Source organism: Stenotrophomonas veracruzanensis (assembly GCF_032911525.1).
Classification (GTDB): domain Bacteria; phylum Pseudomonadota; class Gammaproteobacteria; order Xanthomonadales; family Xanthomonadaceae; genus Stenotrophomonas; species Stenotrophomonas africana.
Window position 1 is genome coordinate 14613 of sequence record NZ_JAWJTI010000031.1, and the last position, 20955, is coordinate 35567.

Here is a 20955-nt window from a genome sequence, read left to right on the forward strand (position 1 = left end):
CTGCGCGGCCGTGCACTTCAGTCCGCGAAATGAGGATGCCCATCGTGAACGTCGCTGGCCTGCCTGCCGCCGCCGTGGTCCTGGCCTGCCTGCTGCTGCCCACCACAGCCGCCGCCGCTGGCTGCGAGTCGCCGCTGCACATCGCCTGGCCCGCCGACCGCGCACCGTTGTCCTCCAGCGAACAAGGCCAGGCGCGCGGGCTCGGCGCGCAGTACCTGGCGCTGCTGGAAGCACAGCGCCCGCTGCAGATGCAGCCACTGCGGGGCGTTGCCGTGGCCGAGGGGGCGTTGCCCCACGACACCCAGGCACTGCTGGGGTGGCCACGTTCGCAGGTGCCCATCGGCTGGGTGGCCAGCGCGCCCTACCTGCAGCTGCCGCAGGTGATCGTGCGGCGCCGGGATGCGCCGCCGGTCATGGGGCTTGAGGCCCTGCGCGGGCGCACCGTGGCCAGTCCCGATCCATTGCCGCTGACTGCGCTGCTGGCCGAGCAGGCGCCCGGTGCGCAGCTGCTGCCACCGGCACCGATCGACGACGCGCTGTCGCTGCTGGGTACCGGCCTGATCGATGCCGTGATCGCCAATCTCGGCGAGGTCGAGGCCGCGTTACGCCGCTATCGTGGAGATTCGCTGGTGGTGGCAGCACCGGCAGGAATCGAGGATGCGCTGGTGCTGGCCGTCGTGCCCGCCTGTGCCGATGTCATCAGCGAGTTCGAGCACGCCGTGTCGCAGCTGACGGACGCGCAGCACGAGGCGATCCGCGCAGCCTGGCAGCCGGCCGGGCCACGCAGCCAGTCGTCACCGTCGCCCTTGCGTTGGCTGGTAACCGCCTCGCTGATCGTGCTGGCGCTCGCGCTGGTATACGCCTTCGGCTATTGGCGCGTGCACCGTGAAAGCGCGCGCCGCCGCGTAGCCGCGCAACGCCTGCAGGAGGTGACCTCGAATCTGCCGGCTGTGGTCTATCAGGCACGACGCTCCGCCGCGGGCTATTACAGTTTTCCTCAGATTGCAGGTGACGTGCAGACGTTGTTCGGGATCAGCGTGGAAACCGCGCTGATCGACCAGCAGCGCCTGCTCGCAGCGGTCCACCCTGAGGATCGCAATCGGCTGATGGACGCTGTCGATGCCGCTGCGCTGGCGCGTGGCCCGATCGACGTCACCTTCCGCACGCGATCGCCACAGGGCTGGCGTTGGGTACGCTCTCATGGTCGACCGCTGTCCTGCGATGACGGCGATGTCGAGTGGAGTGGCTACTGGATCGATGTCAGCGAGGCGCAGTCGCGCACCCGGGCGCTGGCCGAAGCGCGCCGGGAGGCCGAGCAGGTGGCGCAGGACAAGACCCACTTCCTGGCAACGATGAGCCACGAGATCCGCACGCCGATGAGCACCCTGCTGGGCATGCTCGAACGACTGGCTGGCAGCGACTTGGATCCGGGCCAGCAGCAGGTGCTGGCGACAGTCGGTGATGCCGCGCGGATGCTGCGGCAGATCCTCGACGATGTGCTGCACAGCCAGCGATTCCAGGCTGCGCCGCTGCAGCTGCGGCCCACGGATCTGGGCGCTCTGGTACGCGCGGTGCAGCAGCTGCTGATGCCGGTCGCAGCCAGCCGCGGCCTGTACCTGCGCGCCGAGCTGGATCCGGCACTGCAGGCTGGATCGCTCGCCGACGGTCTGCGCGTGCGCCAGATCCTGTTCAACCTTGCCGGCAACGCGCTCAAGTTCACCGAGCAAGGGGGCGTGGAACTGCGAGTGCAGGTGCTGCAGCAATTCGATGGTGGCCAGCGCCTGCGCCTGCAGGTGAGCGACAGCGGCGTAGGCATCAGTCCGGAGCGGCAACAGGCGGTGTTTGCCGCTTACACCCAGGCCGAAGCATCCACAACACGCCGCTTCGGTGGCAGCGGCCTGGGCCTGGCGATCTGCCGCGAGCTGGCCGAGTCGATGGGCGCGCAGCTGCAGCTGCGCAGCGCGCCAGGCGAGGGCACCACGGTAAGGATGGAGCTTGAGCTGGCTGGCTGTGCGTTGCCCGCAGAGCCGCGACCTCTGCCGTTGTCGGCAATGCGGCCACTGTCGCCGGCCCGGGTGCTGGCAGCCGATGATCATCCCACCAACCTGCTTCTGCTGGAGCAGCGCCTGTGCGAGCTGGGACTGCAGGTGCACGCCTGCGGGGACGGCCGGCAGGCCTTCGAGGCCTGGCAGACGAAACCCTTCGACCTGGTCATCACCGACTGCCACATGCCGCACATGGACGGCTTCGCGCTGGCGCGGGCGATCCGTGCCGACCCTTGCCCGGCGCGTGCGCAGGTGCCGATCATCGCGCTGACCGCCAGCGTGCTGGATCGCACCCGCGAGGCCTGCCGCGTGGCCGGCATCGACCACTTCCTAGCCAAGCCAGTGGAAACCCGCGAACTGCACGCGCTGTTGGCCGTGCTGCTGGCGCCGCTGTCAGCGGGTCAGTAGCCGCACGATGCTGGCGGCGGCATCGCGACCCTCGGCCACGGCGGTTACCACGAGGTCAGCGCCGCGCACCGCATCGCCACCGGCGAACAGACGCGGATGTGCGGTCTGGAATGGCAGGCGATCCTTGCCACCGGCCACGATGCGACCGTTGGACTGGCCTTCCACGCCGTGTTCGGTGAGCCACGCCGGCACGGTTGGTGAGAAGCCGAAGGCGATGATCACCACGTCCGCCTCCAGCAGCGATTCGCTGCCGTCGATCGGCACCGCATTCTGGCGGCCATTGGCATCGGGCTCGCCAAGTCGGGTCTCGACCACGGTCACGCCGATCACTTCGTCGTCGGCGCCGGCTTCGATCGACAGCGGCTGGCGGTTGAACAGGAAGCGCACGCCTTCTTCGCGAGCATTGGCCACTTCGCGCGCGCTGCCGGGCATGTTGGCTTCGTCGCGACGATAGGCACAGGTGACCTTGGCTGCGCCCAGCCGCACGGCACTGCGCACGCAGTCCATGCCGGTATCGCCGCCACCGAGCACCACCACGCGCTTGCCGTTGAGATCGGGCAGGGCGATGGTGTCCTCCCAGCCGGCGATCGGCCGGCCCTTCGGATCATCGCCGCCGACGATGCGGCTGTTCTGCACCAGGAACGGCAGCGCCGGCAGCACGCCCTTCAGGTCCTGGCCGTCGAGGCCGCCGTCGGTGTAGCGATAGGCGCCGGTACCAACGAACACCGCGTCGTGGGAGTCCAGCAGCTGCTGCACGCTCAGGTCGCGACCGATCTCCACGCCGAGGCGGAACTGCACGCCCATGCCTTCCAGCACTTCGCGGCGGCGATGGATCACGTCCTTGTCCAGCTTGAAGCTGGGAATACCGAACTGCAGCAGGCCGCCGATCTGCTCGTAGCGGTCGTAGACCACGGCGGTGATGCCGGCGCGGGCCAGGCGGTCGGCGCAGGCCAGGCCGGCCGGGCCTGCACCGATCACCGCCACGCTGTGGCCGGTCGGCTGCACCGCACCTAGATCCGGGCGCCAGCCGCTGGCCAGCGCGGTATCGACGATGTACTTCTCCACCGCACCGATGGTGACCGCGCCGAATTCCTCCAGCGTGCAGCTGCCTTCGCACAGGCGGTCCTGCGGGCAGACCCGGCCGCACACTTCCGGCAGCGGGTTGGTGCTGTGGCACAGCGTGGCCGCTTCATGGATGCGGTTCTCCTGCACCAGCTGCAGCCACTGCGGAATCGCGTTGTGTACCGGACACTTCCAGCTGCAGTACGGGTTGCCGCAATCCAGGCAGCGCCCGGCCTGGTACTGGGCGTCCTCCTTGCCGAACTTGCCGTACAACTCGCCCCAGTCGCCGGAGGTGCGCAGTTCCACCGGGATGCGTTGCGGCATGGTGCGGGGCAGGTCGAGGAACTGGAAGGCGTGCTTGCGGCTCATGGCGGGCTCTGTGGTGTTTTGCGGTTGCCGGCCAGCGGCCGGCACTACGTGATCCTGGGTTGCCGGCCAGCGGCCGGCACTACCGTTACGCGGCGCGGCGGAGGGTTTCGGTCAGCGACTCGATGCTGGCGGCCTTCGGTTTGACCAGCCAGAACTTGCCGATGTAATCGCGGAACTCGTCCAGGATCTGCTGTGCCCAGATGCTGCCGGTCAGTTCGCGATGGCGGCCGATCAGGCGGTGCAGGTGCTGGCGATAGTTCTCGAAGCCCTCGGCCGACACGCGATGGATGTCGATCAACTCGTGGTTGTAGCGGTCGACGAAATCGCGGTCCACGTCCAGCACGTAGGCCAGGCCGCCGGTGAAGCCGGCGCCGAAGTTCAGGCCGACCTTGCCCAGCACCAGTACCACGCCGTCGGTCATGTACTCGCAGCAGTGGTCACCGGCGCCTTCCACCACCGCCAGCGCGCCGGAGTTGCGTACCGCGAAGCGCTCGCCGGCACGACCGGCAGCGAACAGTTCGCCGCCGGTGGCGCCATACAGGCAGGTGTTGCCGATGATCGCAGTGCTGCGTGCCTCGAAGCGCGCACCACGCGGGGGGCGCACCACCAGGCGGCCGCCGGCCATACCCTTGCCGACGTAGTCGTTGGCTTCACCCTCCACTTCCAGGTGCAGGCCACCCACGTTGAATGCGCCGAAGCTCTGCCCGGCACTGCCGCGGAAGCGCAGTTCCAGCGGTGCCTCGGCCATGCCCTGATTGCCGTGCGCGCGGGCGACCGCGCCGGCCAGGCGGGTGCCGATGCTGCGGTCGGTGTTGTGGATCAGGAAGCGATGCTCGCCGCCGCGCTTGTGTTCGATGGCGGAGGACAGCAGGCCGTCCATCTGCGTGGCCAGGCTGTCCGGCGATTCGTACAGGCGCTGCGCGGCGCAGTGGCTGCCTTCGTAGCGGCTGTCGGCCAGCAGGCGCGACAGGTCCACGCGCACGCCCTCGCGCGGCGCCGTTTCGACCTGCCGCAGCAGGTCGGTACGGCCGACGATCTCGTCCAGCGAACGCGCCCCCAGGTAGGACAGCCAGCCGCGCACTTCCTCGGCCAGCAGGTGGAAGAAGTTCTCCACGCGCTCCGGCTGGCCGGTGAAGTGGTTCTCGCGCAGGCGTTCGTCCTGGGTGGCCACGCCAGTGGCGCAGTTGTTGAGGTGGCAGATGCGCAGGTACTTGCAGCCCAGCACGATCATCGGCGCGGTGCCGAAGCCGAAGCTGTCCGCACCCAGCAGCGCGGCCTTGACCACGTCCAGGCCGGTCTTCAGGCCACCATCGGTCTGCAGCAGGGTGCGCCCGCGCAGGTCGTTGGCCAGCAGCGCCTGGTGCGCTTCGGCCACGCCCAGTTCCCACGGCACGCCGGCATAGCGGATGGAGCTGACCGGCGAAGCGCCGGTGCCGCCGTCATGGCCGGAAATGGTGATCAGGTCCGCACCGGCCTTGACCACGCCCGCGGCAATCGTGCCGACGCCGGCATGGCTGACCAGCTTCACCGACACCAGCGCGGTCGGGTTGACCTGCTTGAGGTCGTAGATCAGCTGCGCCAGGTCTTCGATCGAATAGATGTCGTGGTGCGGCGGCGGCGAGATCAGGCCGATCCCGGGGCGGGCATAGCGCAGGCGCGCGATCAGTTCGTTCACCTTGTGGCCCGGCAGCTGGCCGCCCTCGCCGGGCTTGGCGCCCTGCGCGACCTTGATCTGCAGCACCTCGGCATTGACCAGGTATTCGGCGGTGACGCCGAAGCGGCCCGAGGCGACCTGCTTGATCTTGCTGCGCTTTGGGGTGCCGTAGCGTGCCGGATCCTCACCGCCTTCGCCGGAATTGCTGCGGCCGCCGAGGCGGTTCATGGCAATGGCCAATGCTTCATGTGCTTCCGGCGACAGTGCGCCCAGGCTGATCGCCGCAGTATCGAAGCGCGGGAACAGGGTACTGGCTGGAGCCACCTCGTCCAGCGGTACCGGGGTGGCCGCCGGCACCAGTTCCAGCAGGTCGCGCAGCGCCGACGGCGGCCGTGCATGCACCGCATCGCAGTACTGCTGCCAGGCACGCGGATCGCCGCTGCGCGCCGCGCGCTGCAGGGTGGTGACCACATCCGGGTTGTACATGTGGTACTCGCCGCCGTGCACGTACTTCAGCAGGCCGCCGACATCCACGTCCTGCTGCGCATCCCAGGCCTGCGCGCACAGCTCGCGTGCGTCGGCATCCAGGCGCGCGAAACCGGCACCACCGATGCGCGAGGCGGTATCCGGGAAGCACAGATCCACGACCTCCGGTTCCAGGCCGATGATCTCGAACAGCTGCGCGCCGCGGTAGCTGGCCACGGTACAGATGCCCATCTTCGAAATGATCTTCGACAGGCCCTTGTAGACGCCCTTGCGGTAGCGGCGGCCGATCTGCGACTGCTCACCGCCCTTGCTGAGCTTGAGGATGCCGCGGCGGCCCAGGTCGAACAGGGTCTGGTAGGCCAGGTACGGATACACCGCCGTGGCGCCGAAGCCGAGCAGGCAGGCCATGTGATGCGGATCGCGCGCGGTGCCGGTCTCGACGATGAGATTCACGTCGCAGCGCAGGCCCAGCCGCGAGAGGTGATGGTGGATGGCGCTGGTGGCCAGCAGCGCATGCACCATCGGCCGCCCGGCCACCGGGTAGCGGTCGGACAGCAGCAGCATCACCATGCCGTCGCGCGCGGCCTGTTCGGCTTCGCTGCAGATGCGTTCGATGCCGGCGCGCAGGCCCTCGTCTTCGCTGTAGGACAGGTCGAGCAGGCGGTTGGCCTGCACGTACTGGTCCATCTTCAGCAGCTGGCGCAGCTTGCGCTGGCTCAGTACCGGCGAATTGAGGATGACGTGGTTCACCGTCTCCGGGCCGGCATGGAAGATGTTGGTCTCCTTGCCAAGCTGGGTGGACAGCGACATCGCGCAGTCTTCGCGCAGCGGGTCGATCGGCGGGTTGGTGACCTGCGCGAAGGCCTGGCGGAAATAGTCGTACAGCGGGCGGCTGCGCTGGCTCAGCACCGCCATCGGCGTGTCATCGCCCATCGAGCCGGTGGCTTCCTGCTCGGTCTCGGCCAGCGGCCGCAGCACCTGCTCCACTTCCTCGCTGCTGAGCTGGTAGAGCTTGTGGTAGCTGCGCAGGGTGCCTTCGTCAAAGGGTTCTTCCACCAGCGACGGGTCGATCAGTTCGGTCTGCAGGTAGGTCACGCCCTGCTGCAGCCACTGCTTGTACGGCGCGCGACCACGGTTGATGCGGTCGATGGCTTCGGAGTCGAGCAGGTCGCCGCGCTTGAGGTCGATGGCGATCATCTCGCCGGGGCCGAGCTTGCCCTTGCGCACCACGCGCTCGGTCGGCACTTCCCACACGCCCGCTTCGGAGGCGACCAGGAAATGACGGTCGGCGGTCAGCATCCAGCGCGCCGGGCGCAGGCCGTTGCGGTCGAGGGTGCAGACGGCGTAGCGGCTGTCGCAGGCAACGATGCCGGCCGGGCCGTCCCACGGCTCGCTGTTCAGGCCGTGGAACTCGTAGAACGCGGCCAGGTCCGGATCCTTGAACTCCAGCGACTGGGTAGCCGGCGGCACCAGGATGCGCAGCGCCTGGATCAGCTCCATGCCACCGGCGACCATCAGCTCCAGCATGTTGTCCAGGCTCTGCGAATCCGAACCGTGCATGGAAATAACCGGGTCAAACTCGCCGATATCAAAGCGCGGCGTCTTCCACACCTTGCTGCGTGCCTGCGCCCAGCGCCGGTTGCCTTCGATGGTGTTGATCTCGCCGTTGTGGGCGAGCATGCGGAACGGGTGGGCCAGCGGCCAGCGCGGCAGCGTGTTGGTCGAGAAGCGCTGGTGGAACACGATGGCGCTGGAGGCCAGTTCGCGGCGCTGCAGGTCGGGGAAGAAGCGGCTGAGCTTGTCCGGCAGCACCATGCCCTTGTAGCTGATCGCATCCGGGGTGAGCGTGGTGACGTAGAAGTCGGCGTGATCGCGCAGCTCCTGCTCGCTGCGGCGGCGTGCCAGGAACAACGCCAGCGCGAAGCCGGCATCATCCTGGCCAACGCCGGCATCGACGAACACCTGTTCGATGCGCGGCAGCGTGTCGCGCGCCAGTTGGCCGCAAACGCTGTCGTCGGTCGGTACCTCGCGCCAGCCGGCAACCTTGCAGCCCACCGCTTCCACCTGCGCCTGCAGCTGGGCGCGGCAGGCCTGCGACGCGTCGGCGTCGTGCGGCAGGAACACCAGGCCGGCGGCGAAGCGTGCGGCGACGGCGATGCCGGCCTCATTCGCCAGCAGTTTCAGGAACGCATCGGGGCGGCGCAGCAGCAGGCCGCAGCCATCGCCGGTCAGGCCATCGGCGGCGACACCGCCACGGTGGGTCATGCGCGAAAGCGCGGCGATGGCGGTATCAACCAACAGGCGCGATGGTTGATCGTCGAGCTGGGCGACCATGCCAAATCCACAGGCATCGCGCTCGGAGCGCGGGTCGTAAAGCCCTTGGCGGTTGCGGGGGGCCATCTCTACCTCGATGCGTATAGGGTTGGCGGCGACACTCGTCCCCGCTCATTCCCTGGAGCGCATCGTGAGGCCACCGGATGCCTCGACTAGATCACAGGTTGCTGCAACGCCGCAATACACGGTTGCAGGTGCAACGGAACGCGCCGGCAACCCAGTGCCGGCGCGGGGCGGGACTCAGCCGCAGCGCACGCCGCTGACGGCGCCCTTGTCGTCCACTTCGATGTTCAGGCGGTCGCCGAGGAACTCCATCGTGGCCACGTCGTTGGGCTTGAGCACGCGCAGCTGGCTGGCGCCGGCATCTTCCTGCGCCTGCTTGCCCAGGGCGTCGGTGTAGGCCTGGCCGACCAGGCTCTGCACCTGGCTGGCGTCGCAGGTGCCGACCGGCGGTGCCTCGATGGCCTTGCCGGCGTCGTCGGCCGGCGCCTTGGCTGCTTCGGCGGCCTGCTGGGCGTGGGCGGTGGCCGAATCCTGTTCATCCAGCGCCGGTGCCTGGCAGGCGGTCAGGGCCAGCACGGCCGGCAGCAACAGGGCGGAGAGCGAACGGGCGCGAATCGGGAACGACATCATGACTCCGGAAGGGGTTGTGAAGACCCGAGCATAGCGGCGAACCGGCCCTCACGTGTTTGTCTTGCGTTATCGACAGGATCACCGCGCCGCACCCGCGACACTCAGCGCATGCCAACGCCCTCCACCCCGGAACAACAGGCCGCGCGCGCCGCCGGCCTGCGCTATGTCGATGACACCCAACCCGGCTTCAGCCGCCGCCGCGCGGGCAAGGGGTTTGCCTACCGCGATGCCGAGGGGCATGCCGTGCGCGAGGCGGCAACGCTGCAGCGCATCCGCGCCCTGGCGATTCCGCCGGCGTATACCGCGGTGTGGATCTGCGCCCACGCCAACGGCCATTTGCAGGCCACCGGCCGCGATGCACGCGGGCGCAAGCAGTACCGCTACCACCCCGACTGGGCCGCAGTGCGCGACGCCGGCAAGTTCGACCGGGTGATCGCCTTTGGCGAAGCACTGCCTGCGCTGCGGCGCCGGCTCAGCCGCGATCTCAAGCGCAGTGGCTTCCCCCGTGAGAAGGTGCTGGCGGTCGTGGTCGCGCTGCTGGCCGACACCCTGGTGCGGGTAGGCAACGAAACCTATGCCAAGGAAAACAAATCCTTTGGCCTGACCACGCTGCGCAACCGGCATCTGGATCTGCTGCGCGGCGGGCGCGTACGGATGCGCTTCCGCGGCAAATCCGGGCAGCTGCATGAAGTGACGGTAGGTGACCGCCGGCTGGGCACGCTGGTGCGCGGTGTGCAGCAGTTGCCGGGCCAGGCGTTGTTCCAGTACCGCGACGACGACGGTGTCGTCCAACCGGTCGACTCCGGTGCGGTCAACGATTACCTGCGCGAGGTGATGGGCGAGGATTTCACTGCCAAGGATTTCCGCACCTGGGGCGGCACCCTGGCCGCAGTGCAGGCGTTCGCCGCCACTGAGCTGCCCGAACCGGCCAGCCAGCGCGCGATGGCCAAGGTACAGCGCGAGGTGGTGTGCAAGGTGGCGACCCAGTTGGGCAATACGCCTGCGGTATGCCGCAAGGCCTATATCGACCCCTGCGTGTTCGCCGGCTGGGAGCGCGGCGAACTGGCGAAACTGGCCGGCCTGCGTGGGCCGCGCCAGTGGGAACAGGCCACGCTGAAGGTACTGCGCCGGGCGCGGCGGCTGGCCAAGCGCAGCGCCTGAGATGACGTCGGGCGCGCCTGCCCTGCCCGGCGGCACCCTGCAGCGTGGGGCTTGCTCGATGGCGGTTATCCGCAGTAGATCGCGGTGATGTTGTTGGTGCGTCCCTTTTCGATGGTCAGGCGGTCACCGCCTTCGCTGGCCGGTGGCACCCGCGGACCGTCATGGCGCAGCACCCTTACATGCAGGCTGTCGCTGTCCACCCGGGCGCGTGCGACGGTGGCATCCGAAGCGGCCAGGCCAAGTGCGCCGCGCACCATGTCGCTGTGGCACTGGCCGGAAATCACACCGTCGATCGGCTGTACCTGGGCCACCGGCGTGCTGCTGCAGGCGGCGAGGGCAACGCTGAGAGCGGCGGCGGCGATCGCATGTTTCATGGAGGCATTCCTCGTGTGGTTGCCTGCAGGGTGCGACGGCGCACGTGGTGGCGGAATGAATGCCGTGCACGCGGTGGGCACGGAGTGCTCACTGTCCCCGACAGCCCGGGCGGAGAGACTGCAGGTGCGGCGGATGCCGCCCCCGGTAGTGCCGGCCGCTTGCCGGCAACCCCAACCCTCCCGAGGAGACCTGCATGGCCACCACCAAGAAGACCCCCACCCGCCGCAAGGCATCGCCGAAGGTGCGCAAAGGCACCCAGGCCGCGCCAGCCGCCACCGAGACCACCGCATCCCAGCGCCCGCGCGTGGTGAAGACCGCCACCCGCAAGGCTGCCGCTTCCGATCCGCGCGCGGCCCGTGTGGCAGCGCGGCAGCGGCGCCTGCAGGACCAGGAGAAGGCCAAGGACGTGCGCGCGGCAAAAAAAGCAACGAAGACAACGAAGAAAACCGCAACCCAGGCCGGCACGCGCCGACAGCCGGAGGCGATGCCGGCGCAGCAGCTGGCCAAGCCGGGCCATGAGCACGCACTGGAACTGGCACCGCGCTTCCTGGCACCGGACTACGTCGGCAGCGGCAAGCTGCAGGGCATGCGCGCGATCGTCACCGGTGGTGATTCCGGCATCGGTCGCGCGGTAGCGGTGCTGTTCGCGCGCGAAGGCGCCGATGTGGCGGTACTCCACCTGGACGAAGCCGAGGATGCCGATATCACCCGCCAGCACGTGGAGCGCGAAGGCGGTCGCTGCGTGGTGATCGCCGGTGACGTGCGCGATCCGCGCTTCTGCAACAGGGCGGTGAAGCAAGTGGCCAAGGCGTTCGGCGGCATCGACATCCTGGTCAACAACGCCGCGTTCCAGCTGCATTGCGAGCGCCTGGAGGACCTGGAGGACGCGCACCTTCAGGAGACCCTTCAGACCAACATCGGCGGTTACATCCAGATGGCGCGCGCGGTGCTGCCGCATCTGGGCGAGGGCGCCAGCATCATAAACACCGGTTCGGAAACGGGAATCTTCGGCAGCAAGGCGCTGATCGACTACTCGGCCACCAAGGGCGCAATCCATGCGTTCACCAAGTCGCTCGCCAGCCAGCTGCTGCCACGTGGCATCCGGGTCAACTGCGTGGCGCCGGGACCGGTGTGGACGCCGCTGAACCCGGCCGACAAGAAGGCGGAGGACGTCGCTGAGTTCGGCAAGGACAGTGACATGGGCCGGCCCGCGCAGCCGGAAGAGCTCTCGCCCGCCTATGTATTCCTGGCCTCGCCGGCGTGTGCCAGTTACATCAGCGGGGTGATCCTGCCGGTGATGGGTGGGCCGCGGGGCTGAGCCGACGGTAGTGCCGGCCGCTGGCCGGCAGCCTCAGGGCACGGTCACCGCAGGCGCATAGAGATCGGCAATGCGCGGAATGAACTGCTGCGGATTGGCACCGACAAGATTGGTCAGCACCACCACCGCCACGCCGCGCTCGGGATAGACCACGAAGGCCGAGCGCGCACCGCCGATACCGGCCACCTGAAGGTCGGGCGATGCGCGCAGCACCGGCCAGCCACCCGCCCATGGGCCGGCACGGCCATCGACCAGACGCTCCGCGCTCCACATCCGCCGCAGGGCCGTCTCCGGTAGCAGGCGGCCTTCGGTCAGCGCGATCAGCCAGCGCGCGGTGTCGTCGGCGGTGGTGAGGATGCCGCCACCTGCCCACAGCGAAGGTGGTATGTCGTAGAACCAGTGCGACAGGCGCGGCGGCGCATCCGCAGCGTCGGTGGCACGTGGGGCCAGGCTGTACATCGTCGCCGCATCCGGAATCAGGTCGTAGCTGTCGCCGAAGGTGGTGCGGGCCATGCGCGCGCTGCTGAACTGGCCGGTGGCGAGGAAACGTTCGTAGGGCATGCCGGATTGCTTCGCGATGATTCGTGCCAGCAGTACGTAGTTGGTCTGGTTGTAGGCGAAGCGCTGCCCGGGTTCGGCTTCGACCGGCTGCGCAGTGACGGCCGCCCACGCCTGCGCTTCTGAGCCAGCGCCCAACAGCCCGTTCGCATCAAGGATGTCCGGAAGGCCGGAGGTATGTGCCAGCAGCTGGTGTACGCGTACGTCTCTCCACGCTGGTGGAAGATCATCCAGGTAGCGCGAGGCCGGCGCGTCCAGATCCAATCGCCCCTCCTGCGCCAGCTGCGCGGCGGCCACGCCGGTGAATGCCTTGGTGGCCGAGTTGAGCGGGAAGCGGGTGTCGCGCGAGGCAAGCACACCATTCTCGACATTGGCCAGGCCATAGGCTTCGGACAGCACGATCTGCCCTTGCTTGACCACCGCGACCTGCAGCCCGGGGATGCGCTGCTCCAGCATGATCTGGCGGATCAGGCGGCGGGTCTGGTCGTTGGCCTGGTCCTGGCTGGCAGAGATGGCGGTGAAGGGCAGGGCACTGATGAGCATGAGTACGACTCGAAGCGTTGGGCGGAACATGCGGAATTCCTGCAGGGCGTCCGGATCGGATGCAGCCGGCGCGCCAAAGGTTTAAGCGCTCGGCGCCCCTACCGTTCGTCGGCCCATGACTTCCGGGGGGTTGACTACAGTTGTCGTCAAGCTGACAGTGACGACACGTGTAGTCAAGGGAGTGGTGTCATGCGTGGCAAGACCATCGGGGACCAGGAACTGGCCCTGCTGCAGTACATCGATGAACATGCGCCGGCCACGGTCGGTGAGGTCGCCAGTGGCTACGGCGAGGCCCGTGGCCTGGCCCGTTCCACCGTGCTGACGATGATGGAGCGGCTGCGGGCCAAGGGGTATCTTCAGCGCCAGCAGCAGGACGGCGTCTACCGCTACCAGGCCACCCGTGGCCCGGAAAGCGTGCTGCAGGGGGCCGTGGCCCAGTTCATCGACAACACCCTCCAGGGCTCGGTGTCGCCATTTGTGGCCTACCTGTCGCAGCGCCAGCAGGTCAGCGACAACGAGCTGGCCGAGCTGGAAGCGCTGGTCGCCCAACTCCAATCGCGTCGCCACGAGGGCTGAGCCATGGACACTACGTTGCTGATCCCGATGCTGGAACGGCTGGGCTGGACCAGCCTGCAGACCGTGCTGCTGGTGGCGCTGGTCTACGTGCTGTGCCGCGCGCTGCCGACACTGTCGGCGGCTACCCGCTGCCGCCTGTGGTGGCTGGTCTCGCTGCAGGCCGTGCTCGGCCTGTTCTGGAGCCAGCCGTTGCAGTTGGCCTGGCTGCCGGCACCGCAGGCGGTGGCGATGACCGCCACTGACGTTGCCGCTGATCTGGTCTACCCACTGGCGCCGGAAGCCTCGGCGCAGTTGCTGGCGACAATGCCGATGACTGCACCGGACGTGCCGGCAGTGGCGTGGTGGGCCGTCGCGTTGGCTGCGCTATGGGCATCGGGCGTGCTGCTGATGGCCCTGCGCACTTTCGGTGAGTGGCGTCGCTGCCGGGCGCTGCTGGCCGCCGCCTATCCCTGCGAGGACGAGGCGCTGGTGCAGGCCCTGCAGCTGGCTTCCGACGCACATGGCGTGCGCCCTGCACCGCGGCTGTGGATGAGCACGCAGGTGGACTCGCCGCAGCTGGTCGGGCCGTTCCGCCCGGTGCTGCTGCTGCCGGCCGGCGACAACGCCCTGCAGGGCGATGCGCTGGACCTGGCACTGACCCACGAACTGCAGCATCTGCAGCGTCGCGACCTGCAGTGGGGCCTGCTGCCCGCACTGGCGCAGCACCTGTTCTTCTTCCATCCGCTGCTGCGCCTGTCGGTGCGCGAATACGCCCAGGCCCGGGAGGAAGCGGTGGATGCGGCGGTGGTCGGCCAGCATGGCGCGAGCCGCCAGGCCTATGGCCGCCTGCTGCTGCAGCTGGGCGTGGCCCCGCAGCCGCACCTGGGTGTGGCCAGTGCCGCACCGAGCACCACCAGCCTCAAGCGTCGCCTGCTCTCGCTGCAGTCGCGCCGGTCCTGCCCGCGCCTGTTGGCGGTGGCCCTGACGGCCATCGTGGTGGTGGTGGGCGTGGCACCGATGCGGCTGGTCGCAGCGCCAGTGCCGCCGGCGCCGCCCGCGCCTCCTGCGGCACCGACCGCCGTGGTGCCCGCGCCGCCGAAGGCTCCGCCTGCCCCCCCGTCGTCCGCGCGTGTGCCGGCCGTGCCGGTGGCGCCGGCGCCGCCCGCCGAACCGGCCGATGTGGAAGAACCGTCCGGTCCTGACGATGCCGACGTGGCCTACGTCGACGATGCCACTGGCAGGGATGAGGACCATGACGGCACGACATCCACCACCACGTCCATCACCACCTACGGTCGCCTCGATCTGGGCAAGTCGCCCCGGGAGGCCTACGTGCTGGTCGATGGTGATTCGACCTTCGCCAACGGTGGCATCGACGACGTTACGCTGGCCCGCAGGCAGCTCGGCAAGGGCCCGGCGCTGTGGTTCCGCCAGGGCGACAAGCGCTATGTGGTGCGCGACCCGATGCTGATCCAATCCCTGCAGCGTGCCTACAGCGGCGCCGCAGACCTGGGGCGCCAGCAGAGCGAACTGGGCCGCCAGCAGAGCGCGTTGGGTCGCCAGCAGGGCGAACTCGGCAAGCAGATGGGTGAGATGGGGCGTCTGCAGGGCGAGGAGTCACGCCGCATCGCACTGGCCGCCGCCGAGGCAGCGCGCAGCGCGATGGCCGCCCACGACATCAACCGTGAGGCGGCTGCGGAAGCGGCGAAGGCTGCGCGCGGTGCAACCAGCGACGTGGCCGTTGCGCGTGAGGCCGCCCGCGAGGCCGCCGCCGAGGCACGTCGTGCGATGCAGGAAGCCCGCAGCGAGGCCGCGCAGTCCGGCCGCACCCGTGACATGCAGCGTCTGGCCAGCCAGCAGTCTGAACTGGCCAGCCGCCAAGCGGCACTGGGCAGCAAGCAGGCCGCGCTGGGCGAGCGCCAGGCACGCGTGCATGCGCAGGCATCGCAGCAGGCACAGCAGGTGATCGCGCGCGCACTGGCCAGCGGCAAGGCCGAGCAACTCTGATCGGTAGTGCCGGCTACTGGCCGGCGATGTGGGGTGCCGGCCAGTAGCCGCCACTACCTTGGGTCGATCAACCGCAGCTGGCGCGCTCGATGCGGTTCTGCGCGTCCACCTGCACGGTGACGCGGTCCTGGCGGAAGTCCATGGTCACCGCCATGCCCGGCTTGACCACCCGTGCGCCGCGCGCGCCGCTGTCAGCCACCAGCTTCTTGATCGTGGCTTCGTCGGCAGTCTTGCCGGTGAAGGCGTCCAGCGCTTCCGGCCTGCATTCGTGCGCGGTCTCGGCCACGGGCGCCGGAGCGGGATTGTGGGCGGTGCTGCTGCCGGCATGACTGCAGGCGGCCAAGGGCAGGATGGCGAGCAGGGCCAGGGGATTGGGGCGCATCGTCGGGCTCCAGGCATGGATGGTGGCGGCAGTGTCACCGATGCCACCGTCAGGCCGCGTCAACGCCTATTGCCCGACCAGCGCCAGCGTCTCGCGCTCGCGTTGCTCCTCGCGTACCAGCCGTTGCAGCAGCAGGGCCAGGGTCACTACGTCCTGGTGGTTGTGGTCGGCCACCCGGCGCAGGTTCACGGCGTCGCCGCCGCGCAGGAAGCGCAGCCATGCGCCCGGCGCCTCCGAGCCCGGCAGGTCGTCCTCGCGCACCACGCGCAGCAGCTGGCGTTCGATGGTGGACAGCTTGCAGTTCTCCCACGTGCCGCGATAGCGGCGGCGGGTCGGATAGAGCAGGTCGACGTGATCCAGTGCGGTGATCGGGCAACGCTGGCGGGCCAGCCGATAGCGCGCCTTCAGCAGGGGCGCATCGTAGCTGCGGCCGTTGTAGCTGCAGAACACGGTGGAGGGCTGCAGCCAGCTGGCGAAGGTGGCCAGCATCGCGTCCTCGGCGGCCATCGTCGACATCAGCAGTTGGCGGATGCGCAGGCCTTCGCCGCGCTGCGGGCAGGCGTGCCAGTCGGCGGCACCGATCATGAAGGCGCGGGTGCCGGTACCGCCGGCCAGGCCGGTGGTTTCGGTATCGAAGAACAGCAGGTCGCGCGCGGCCACGTGCTGGCCTTCGCGCTTGGCGAAGGCCAATGACAGCGGGGCGGTCGGGATCGGTTGCGGCTGCAGCGACTCGATCAGGAACAGGCCTGGCGCGATCTCCTCGCCGGGCAGCTGGCGATCCTGTGCACTGGCGCGTGCCGGCGCGGCTCCACCGCGCGAACGCAGGCCGAGCAGGCGATGCAGGCTGCCCACTTCCGGCCGCCGCAGCGGTGCGGATGCCGGTGTGGGGGCTGCAGCGCCGGTCGGCTTGTGGCGGATTTCCTGTTCGACCCAGGCGAACACCGAACGCTCGGCCGGTGGTTGCCGCGCATCGTTGGCGGCCACGGGTGGCAGTGGCGCAGGGGGCACGTCCGGCGCGGCCGGTGTGCTCGCCTTCGGGTCGCCGGCCTGCCTGCGCAGCAGGCGCAGCTTGTCCAGGCTCAGGCTCACGGTGCCATCAGCTCCATCGGCTCGCGCGTGGTCACCACCACGTCGCGCACGTGATGGCAGGCCTCTGCATCGAACAGGTCCAGCACGCGCAGCGCCAGCGCGCGCGGCGAGGTCTCATCTTCCTCCTGTGCGGCCAGCACCGGGCCCACGCAGGCCGGGCAGCCGGCCTTGCAGTCGCAGCGCTGCACCAGTTCGCGCGCGCGCTGCACCAGTTCGGCCTGGCGCTGCCACAACGGCTCGCTGAGGCCGACGCCACCGGGGAAGTTGTCGTACAGGTACACGGTGGGCACGAATTCCTGCAGCAGCTCCACCACACCGGGATCTCCCTCGCTGCCACGCAGCTGGCCACGGCCGCTCTGGTCGGCGATCGCGAACCAGGAACCATCGCCGTTACCCACCGACTTCTGCAGGTCGCGCGCATCGGCCATCACCGCCACGGTGGCGACGATGTGCAGCGCATACGCCGCACCGAGGAAGCCGTCCAGCGCATCCTGCTTGCTGGCGAACGCGCGCAGCAGCAGCGCCTGCGGCAGCTGCCACCACACCGCAGTGGTGTGCAGTTCCTGGTCGGGCAGGTTCACCGGCCCGTAGCCGATGTTCTCGTGGGTGTAGTAGCGGATCTTCTTGTAGCCGGCCACGCGGCGTACCACGTGCACTTCGCCATGGTGTGAATCACCCCGGCCGGCCACGCCGCCATCGAAACGGTCCAGCACCTTGAGCTTGGTGAAGTCGATGCTGTCGGTGTAGTAATCCACATGGGTGCGGGTGACGTAGGCCTTGCGGCCGTCCCAGTCCAGCGTCTCCACCTGGTACGGCGTGGACTGCACCATGTGGATGGCGCCTTCGTACAGGGTGAGCGCGGCGGCCGAATAATCGACCTCGGCGATGATCTGCTGGCGGCCATCGCTGCGGTCGACCACCACGAAGTTGCCGTCGGCCACCGCACGCAGGCTGACCGCATTGGCCGGATAGCTGTCGGCGATCCATTCCCAGCGTTCGCCTTCGCGGTGGATCACTTCGGTTTCGGCCAGCGCTTCCAGGAACACTTCCGGATCGATCGGGCCGAAGCCATCGCCGACCCGGAACGGCAGCTCGAAGGCCGCGCAACGGATGTGGTCGAACAGGATCAGCGGTTGGTCGGGCGCGATGCGTGCGTGTTCCGGCGACGCCTCGGCGAAGAAGTCCGGATGGCGCACCACGTACTGGTCCAGCGGTTGCGAGCTGGCCACCATCACCCCGAGTGCGGGCTGCTGGCGGCGGCCGGCGCGGCCGAAGCGCTGCCAGGTGGCGGCCACGCTGCCCGGGTAGCCATTGAGGATCACCACGTCCAGGCTGCCGATATCCACGCCCAGTTCCAGCGCCGAGGTGCTGACGATGCCATCGATGTTGCCCGCGCGCATCGCACGCTCGGTCTCGCGGCGTTCGGTGGGCAGGTAGCCGCCGCGGTAGGCGCGGATGCGCGGCGGCTTGCGCGGGTCGTGGTCGAAGATGTCCTTCAGGTACTTGGTCAGCACTTCAACCATCAACCGCGTTTGTGCGAACACCAGGGTCTTCAGCCCCGATTTGATCGCGATGCGGGCGATGCGGTTGCTCTGCGAGCGTGCCGAGGCACGCAGGCCCAGGTCCGGATTGATCACCGGAGGGTTCCACAGCAGCACCTGCTTCGGCCCGCTGGGCGCACCGGATTCGGTGATGGCGGTAAGCGGCGCCTCGATCAGCGCCTCGGCATGCGCCTGCGGGTTGCCGATGGTGGCCGAGCACAGGATGAACTGCGGTTGCACGCCGTAGAACGCGCAGATGCGCTTGAGCCGGCGCAGCACGTTGGTGACGTGGCTGCCGAACACGCCGCGGTAGGTATGCACTTCGTCGATGACGATGTAGCGCAGGTTCTCGAAGAACTGCGCCCATTTGGTGTGATGCGGCAGGATCGCCTGGTGCAGCATGTCCGGGTTGGACACCACGATATCGCCGTGCAGGCGAATCGCCTGGCGCGCATCGCCGGGGGTGTCGCCGTCGAAGGTGAAGGCCTTTACGCCCAGGTCACCGGCACGGTTGAGTTCCAGCAGCTCGGCCACCTGGTCCTGGGCCAGCGCCTTGGTCGGGAACAGGTACAGCGCCTTGGCCTTGTCCTGCATCGCCGCGCTGACCACCGGCAGGGTGTAGCACAGCGACTTGCCGCTGGCGGTGGGGGTGACGATGGCCACGTGCTCGCCGCGCTGGCTCGCCTCCCAGGCCTCGGCCTGGTGGCTGTAGAGCTGCTCGATGCCACGCGCCTTCAGCGCGGCGGCCAGGGCAGGCGGAACTGAATCGGGAATGGGCGCATAGCGGCCTTCGCGGCCGGGAATGGCAAAGCTGCCGGTGATGCGGTCCTGGTAGCGGCGCTGCAGGCGCGCGCTGAGCAGGGCGCCGTCGCGGGCGGGCAGGCCATCGCGGGTGGCGAGCTTCTGCTCGGCATCGGCGGTGCGCTTGGCGAGTTCGTAAGCCATGGAAGATGGAGCCGGGACGGATTGCGAGGGGTCACATGGCACCACACTCACGTCTCAGGATGTGAGACACCGTACACGGCGGGCGTGAATCGTTCAGTGCTAGCGTCCCGTGGCGTCGCCGCATCTCCCTTGGCTGAACAGCTGCCGGTGCAGCAACGAAATCTGAAGCCGGCATCCGTATCCTTGGGCGCTGGACACAACCAACAGGGCGGATGGCTGTGGTACGACGTGGAACGCAGGGAGCACTCCTGGCCGGCATGCTGCTGGCCGGCATCGCGCAGGCGCAGCAGGCCGCGCCGGTGGCAGTGCCCGATCCTGCACCCGTTCCCCCTGCTGATGCCCCGGCGGCAACCACCGCGCCGATTTCCACCGCCCTGCCGCAGGACAATGTCACCACCCTCGGCGAAGTGCGTGCGCTCAAGCCCGACGACGAGCCGCTCGACCTGTACCGCTTCAAGAATCCGGTGAAGTTCGGTGACAACCGCTTCAGCCGCGACTGGAGCGAACCGCCATCGCCGGAGCAGGTCAGCATGGGCGGCGGCTACATCATGATGGGCGTGGTCAAGGGGGTCATGGCGGCCGCCAAGGGCGTCAACAAGCTCACCGGCGGACCGGCGCAGATCCAGGCCGCCGTGGCGCGGCCGCCGCCGGAGCTCAGTGCCGAACAGCGGCAGCGCGCGCTGCGGTTCTCCCAGGAGCAGGATGCCGGCGATGCACCGCCGGTGAAGTAGCCCGGTATATCCTGCCGGCTCCCCCACCAATAGTGCTGCCATGTTCCTGCGTTCGATCTGCCTGATGGCCACATTGCTGCCGGTCTCCGCCTTCGCGGACGGCATCGCCGGCGGTGGTGCCTGCCGCAACGGTGCGTTCCCCTCCGAACAAAGCCAGTTCGCACTGGCGCGGGTGGTCGATGCACCCCGTCTGTACCTGCTTGGCGACATGGACGGCTGCCCGACCAAGGGCGAACCGGCCTGCCGACAGCGCAGCTATGTGGTCAACGGCGATACCGTGGTGACCGGGCGTGATCTCGGCCGCTACCGCTGCGCGTTCTTCCCGAACAAGGTGGGTGGCAGTGCCGGTTGGGTCGACCGCAGCAAGCTGCAGCCATTGCCGGTGGCCGTGCCAACGCTGCAGGACTGGGCGGGGGAGTGGAAGGATGGCGACAACGGCCTGAAGATCCGCGTGCAGGGCGGGCAACTGCATGTGGAGGGGGACGCTTATTGGCCCTCCGCCAACCCCACGCCGGAGCAGCGTCCCTATGGACCCAACATGGGCCAGGTGGAAGCGCGCGCGGCGCCGCGTGGCGCCGACGTCGAGTTCGTCGAGGACACCTGCAAGGTCCGCGTGCATTCGCTGGGTGCGGTGCTGATCGTGGCCGACAACAGCGAATGCGGTGGCATGAACGTGCGCTTCAACGGCGTGTACCGACGCGCGGGCAAGCGCTGACCCCGCGGAAAGGCGCCAACCAAGGTTGGCATCTACCAGGGCAA

Annotated in this window: 15 protein-coding genes; 7 read left to right on the plus strand and 8 right to left on the minus strand. The window is 68.8% G+C overall.

The genetic code is table 11. The features are described from left to right. Nucleotides 1-44 precede the first annotated feature (44 nt). Nucleotides 45-2453 (plus strand): ATP-binding protein, encoded by a 2409-nt coding sequence (locus R1H25_RS16020; RefSeq protein ID WP_241882431.1) that lies wholly within the window; start codon nucleotides 45-47, stop codon nucleotides 2451-2453. Here R1H25_RS16020 and R1H25_RS16025 read toward each other — a convergent pair. The 3 genes from R1H25_RS16025 to R1H25_RS16035 all read right to left on the minus strand — a co-directional run bounded on the left by R1H25_RS16025 (nucleotide 2439) and on the right by R1H25_RS16035 (nucleotide 8988). Continuing rightward, nucleotides 2439-3884 (minus strand): FAD-dependent oxidoreductase, encoded by a 1446-nt coding sequence (locus tag R1H25_RS16025; RefSeq protein WP_049448285.1) that lies wholly within the window; start codon nucleotides 3882-3884, stop codon nucleotides 2439-2441. The genes R1H25_RS16020 and R1H25_RS16025 overlap by 15 nt on opposite strands. A gap of 85 nt (nucleotides 3885-3969) precedes the next feature. After that, nucleotides 3970-8424 (minus strand): glutamate synthase large subunit, encoded by a 4455-nt coding sequence (gene gltB, locus R1H25_RS16030; protein WP_317224086.1) that lies wholly within the window; start codon nucleotides 8422-8424, stop codon nucleotides 3970-3972. Between the two features lie 174 nt (nucleotides 8425-8598). Beyond that, complete coding sequence (locus tag R1H25_RS16035; RefSeq protein WP_317224087.1) at nucleotides 8599-8988, minus strand: I78 family peptidase inhibitor; 390 nt, start codon at nucleotides 8986-8988, stop codon at nucleotides 8599-8601. Between the two features lie 111 nt (nucleotides 8989-9099). Between R1H25_RS16035 and R1H25_RS16040 the strand changes: the two genes are divergently transcribed. Continuing rightward, nucleotides 9100-10152: a DNA topoisomerase IB gene (locus tag R1H25_RS16040; RefSeq protein ID WP_049448291.1), complete on the plus strand. Its 1053-nt coding sequence runs from the start codon at nucleotides 9100-9102 to the stop codon at nucleotides 10150-10152. Nucleotides 10153-10217: 65 nt separating this feature from the next. Here the strand turns inward: R1H25_RS16040 and R1H25_RS16045 are convergent, their stop codons facing one another. Next, nucleotides 10218-10526 carry a hypothetical protein gene (locus R1H25_RS16045; RefSeq protein ID WP_057499991.1) on the minus strand — a complete coding sequence of 103 codons (309 nt, stop codon included), beginning with the start codon at nucleotides 10524-10526 and terminating at the stop codon, nucleotides 10218-10220. A 194-nt stretch (nucleotides 10527-10720) separates the two neighbouring features. Here R1H25_RS16045 and R1H25_RS16050 point away from each other — a divergent pair, with 194 nt between their 5' ends. After that, nucleotides 10721-11845, plus strand: a complete 1125-nt coding sequence (locus R1H25_RS16050; protein WP_049448294.1) for an SDR family oxidoreductase — start codon at nucleotides 10721-10723, stop codon at nucleotides 11843-11845. A 33-nt stretch (nucleotides 11846-11878) separates the two neighbouring features. Here the strand turns inward: R1H25_RS16050 and R1H25_RS16055 are convergent, their stop codons facing one another. Further along, complete coding sequence (locus R1H25_RS16055) at nucleotides 11879-12946, minus strand: serine hydrolase domain-containing protein (RefSeq protein WP_317224088.1); 1068 nt, start codon at nucleotides 12944-12946, stop codon at nucleotides 11879-11881. Between the two features lie 189 nt (nucleotides 12947-13135). Between R1H25_RS16055 and R1H25_RS16060 the strand changes: the two genes are divergently transcribed. Then, the gene (locus R1H25_RS16060) at nucleotides 13136-13522 is read left to right on the plus strand and encodes a BlaI/MecI/CopY family transcriptional regulator (protein WP_049448297.1); all 387 of its coding nucleotides are present in this window, start codon (nucleotides 13136-13138) and stop codon (nucleotides 13520-13522) included. A 3-nt stretch (nucleotides 13523-13525) separates the two neighbouring features. Continuing rightward, the gene (locus tag R1H25_RS16065; protein WP_317224089.1) at nucleotides 13526-15508 is read left to right on the plus strand and encodes a M56 family metallopeptidase; all 1983 of its coding nucleotides are present in this window, start codon (nucleotides 13526-13528) and stop codon (nucleotides 15506-15508) included. Nucleotides 15509-15575: 67 nt separating this feature from the next. Here R1H25_RS16065 and R1H25_RS16070 read toward each other — a convergent pair whose 3' ends face one another. From R1H25_RS16070 to R1H25_RS16080, 3 genes are all read right to left on the minus strand, one after another. Next, nucleotides 15576-15890 carry an I78 family peptidase inhibitor gene (locus R1H25_RS16070; protein WP_317224090.1) on the minus strand — a complete coding sequence of 105 codons (315 nt, stop codon included), beginning with the start codon at nucleotides 15888-15890 and terminating at the stop codon, nucleotides 15576-15578. A 66-nt stretch (nucleotides 15891-15956) separates the two neighbouring features. Further along, nucleotides 15957-16979, minus strand: a complete 1023-nt coding sequence (locus R1H25_RS16075; protein WP_317224091.1) for a ribonuclease H-like domain-containing protein — start codon at nucleotides 16977-16979, stop codon at nucleotides 15957-15959. Then, nucleotides 16976-19465: a DEAD/DEAH box helicase gene (locus tag R1H25_RS16080; RefSeq protein ID WP_317224092.1), complete on the minus strand. Its 2490-nt coding sequence runs from the start codon at nucleotides 19463-19465 to the stop codon at nucleotides 16976-16978. Before R1H25_RS16080 ends, R1H25_RS16075 begins: the two co-directional genes overlap by 4 nt. 212 nt (nucleotides 19466-19677) lie before the next feature. Between R1H25_RS16080 and R1H25_RS16085 the strand changes: the two genes are divergently transcribed. Beyond that, nucleotides 19678-20196: a hypothetical protein gene (locus R1H25_RS16085; protein WP_317224093.1), complete on the plus strand. Its 519-nt coding sequence runs from the start codon at nucleotides 19678-19680 to the stop codon at nucleotides 20194-20196. Nucleotides 20197-20236: 40 nt separating this feature from the next. Further along, nucleotides 20237-20911 (plus strand): hypothetical protein, encoded by a 675-nt coding sequence (locus tag R1H25_RS16090; protein ID WP_317224094.1) that lies wholly within the window; start codon nucleotides 20237-20239, stop codon nucleotides 20909-20911. The last annotated feature ends 44 nt before the right edge of the window (nucleotides 20912-20955 follow it).

Excerpts from the sequence above, each read along its gene's own strand:
- R1H25_RS16045 (WP_057499991.1), bottom strand. The coding sequence starts at position 10,526 with ATGAAACATGCGATCGCCGCCGCCGCTCTCAGCGTTGCCCTCGCCGCC.
- R1H25_RS16060 (WP_049448297.1), top strand. The coding sequence starts at position 13,136 with ATGCGTGGCAAGACCATCGGGGACCAGGAACTGGCCCTGCTGCAGTAC.
- R1H25_RS16025 (WP_049448285.1), bottom strand. The coding sequence starts at position 3,884 with ATGAGCCGCAAGCACGCCTTCCAGTTCCTCGACCTGCCCCGCACCATG.
- R1H25_RS16085 (WP_317224093.1), top strand. The coding sequence starts at position 19,678 with ATGGCTGTGGTACGACGTGGAACGCAGGGAGCACTCCTGGCCGGCATG.
- gltB (WP_317224086.1), bottom strand. The coding sequence starts at position 8,424 with ATGGCCCCCCGCAACCGCCAAGGGCTTTACGACCCGCGCTCCGAGCGC.
- R1H25_RS16065 (WP_317224089.1), top strand. The coding sequence starts at position 13,526 with ATGGACACTACGTTGCTGATCCCGATGCTGGAACGGCTGGGCTGGACC.
- R1H25_RS16080 (WP_317224092.1), bottom strand. The coding sequence starts at position 19,465 with ATGGCTTACGAACTCGCCAAGCGCACCGCCGATGCCGAGCAGAAGCTC.
- R1H25_RS16090 (WP_317224094.1), top strand. The coding sequence starts at position 20,237 with ATGTTCCTGCGTTCGATCTGCCTGATGGCCACATTGCTGCCGGTCTCC.
- R1H25_RS16070 (WP_317224090.1), bottom strand. The coding sequence starts at position 15,890 with ATGCGCCCCAATCCCCTGGCCCTGCTCGCCATCCTGCCCTTGGCCGCC.
- R1H25_RS16050 (WP_049448294.1), top strand. The coding sequence starts at position 10,721 with ATGGCCACCACCAAGAAGACCCCCACCCGCCGCAAGGCATCGCCGAAG.
- R1H25_RS16040 (WP_049448291.1), top strand. The coding sequence starts at position 9,100 with ATGCCAACGCCCTCCACCCCGGAACAACAGGCCGCGCGCGCCGCCGGC.
- R1H25_RS16035 (WP_317224087.1), bottom strand. The coding sequence starts at position 8,988 with ATGTCGTTCCCGATTCGCGCCCGTTCGCTCTCCGCCCTGTTGCTGCCG.
- R1H25_RS16055 (WP_317224088.1), bottom strand. The coding sequence starts at position 12,946 with ATGCTCATCAGTGCCCTGCCCTTCACCGCCATCTCTGCCAGCCAGGAC.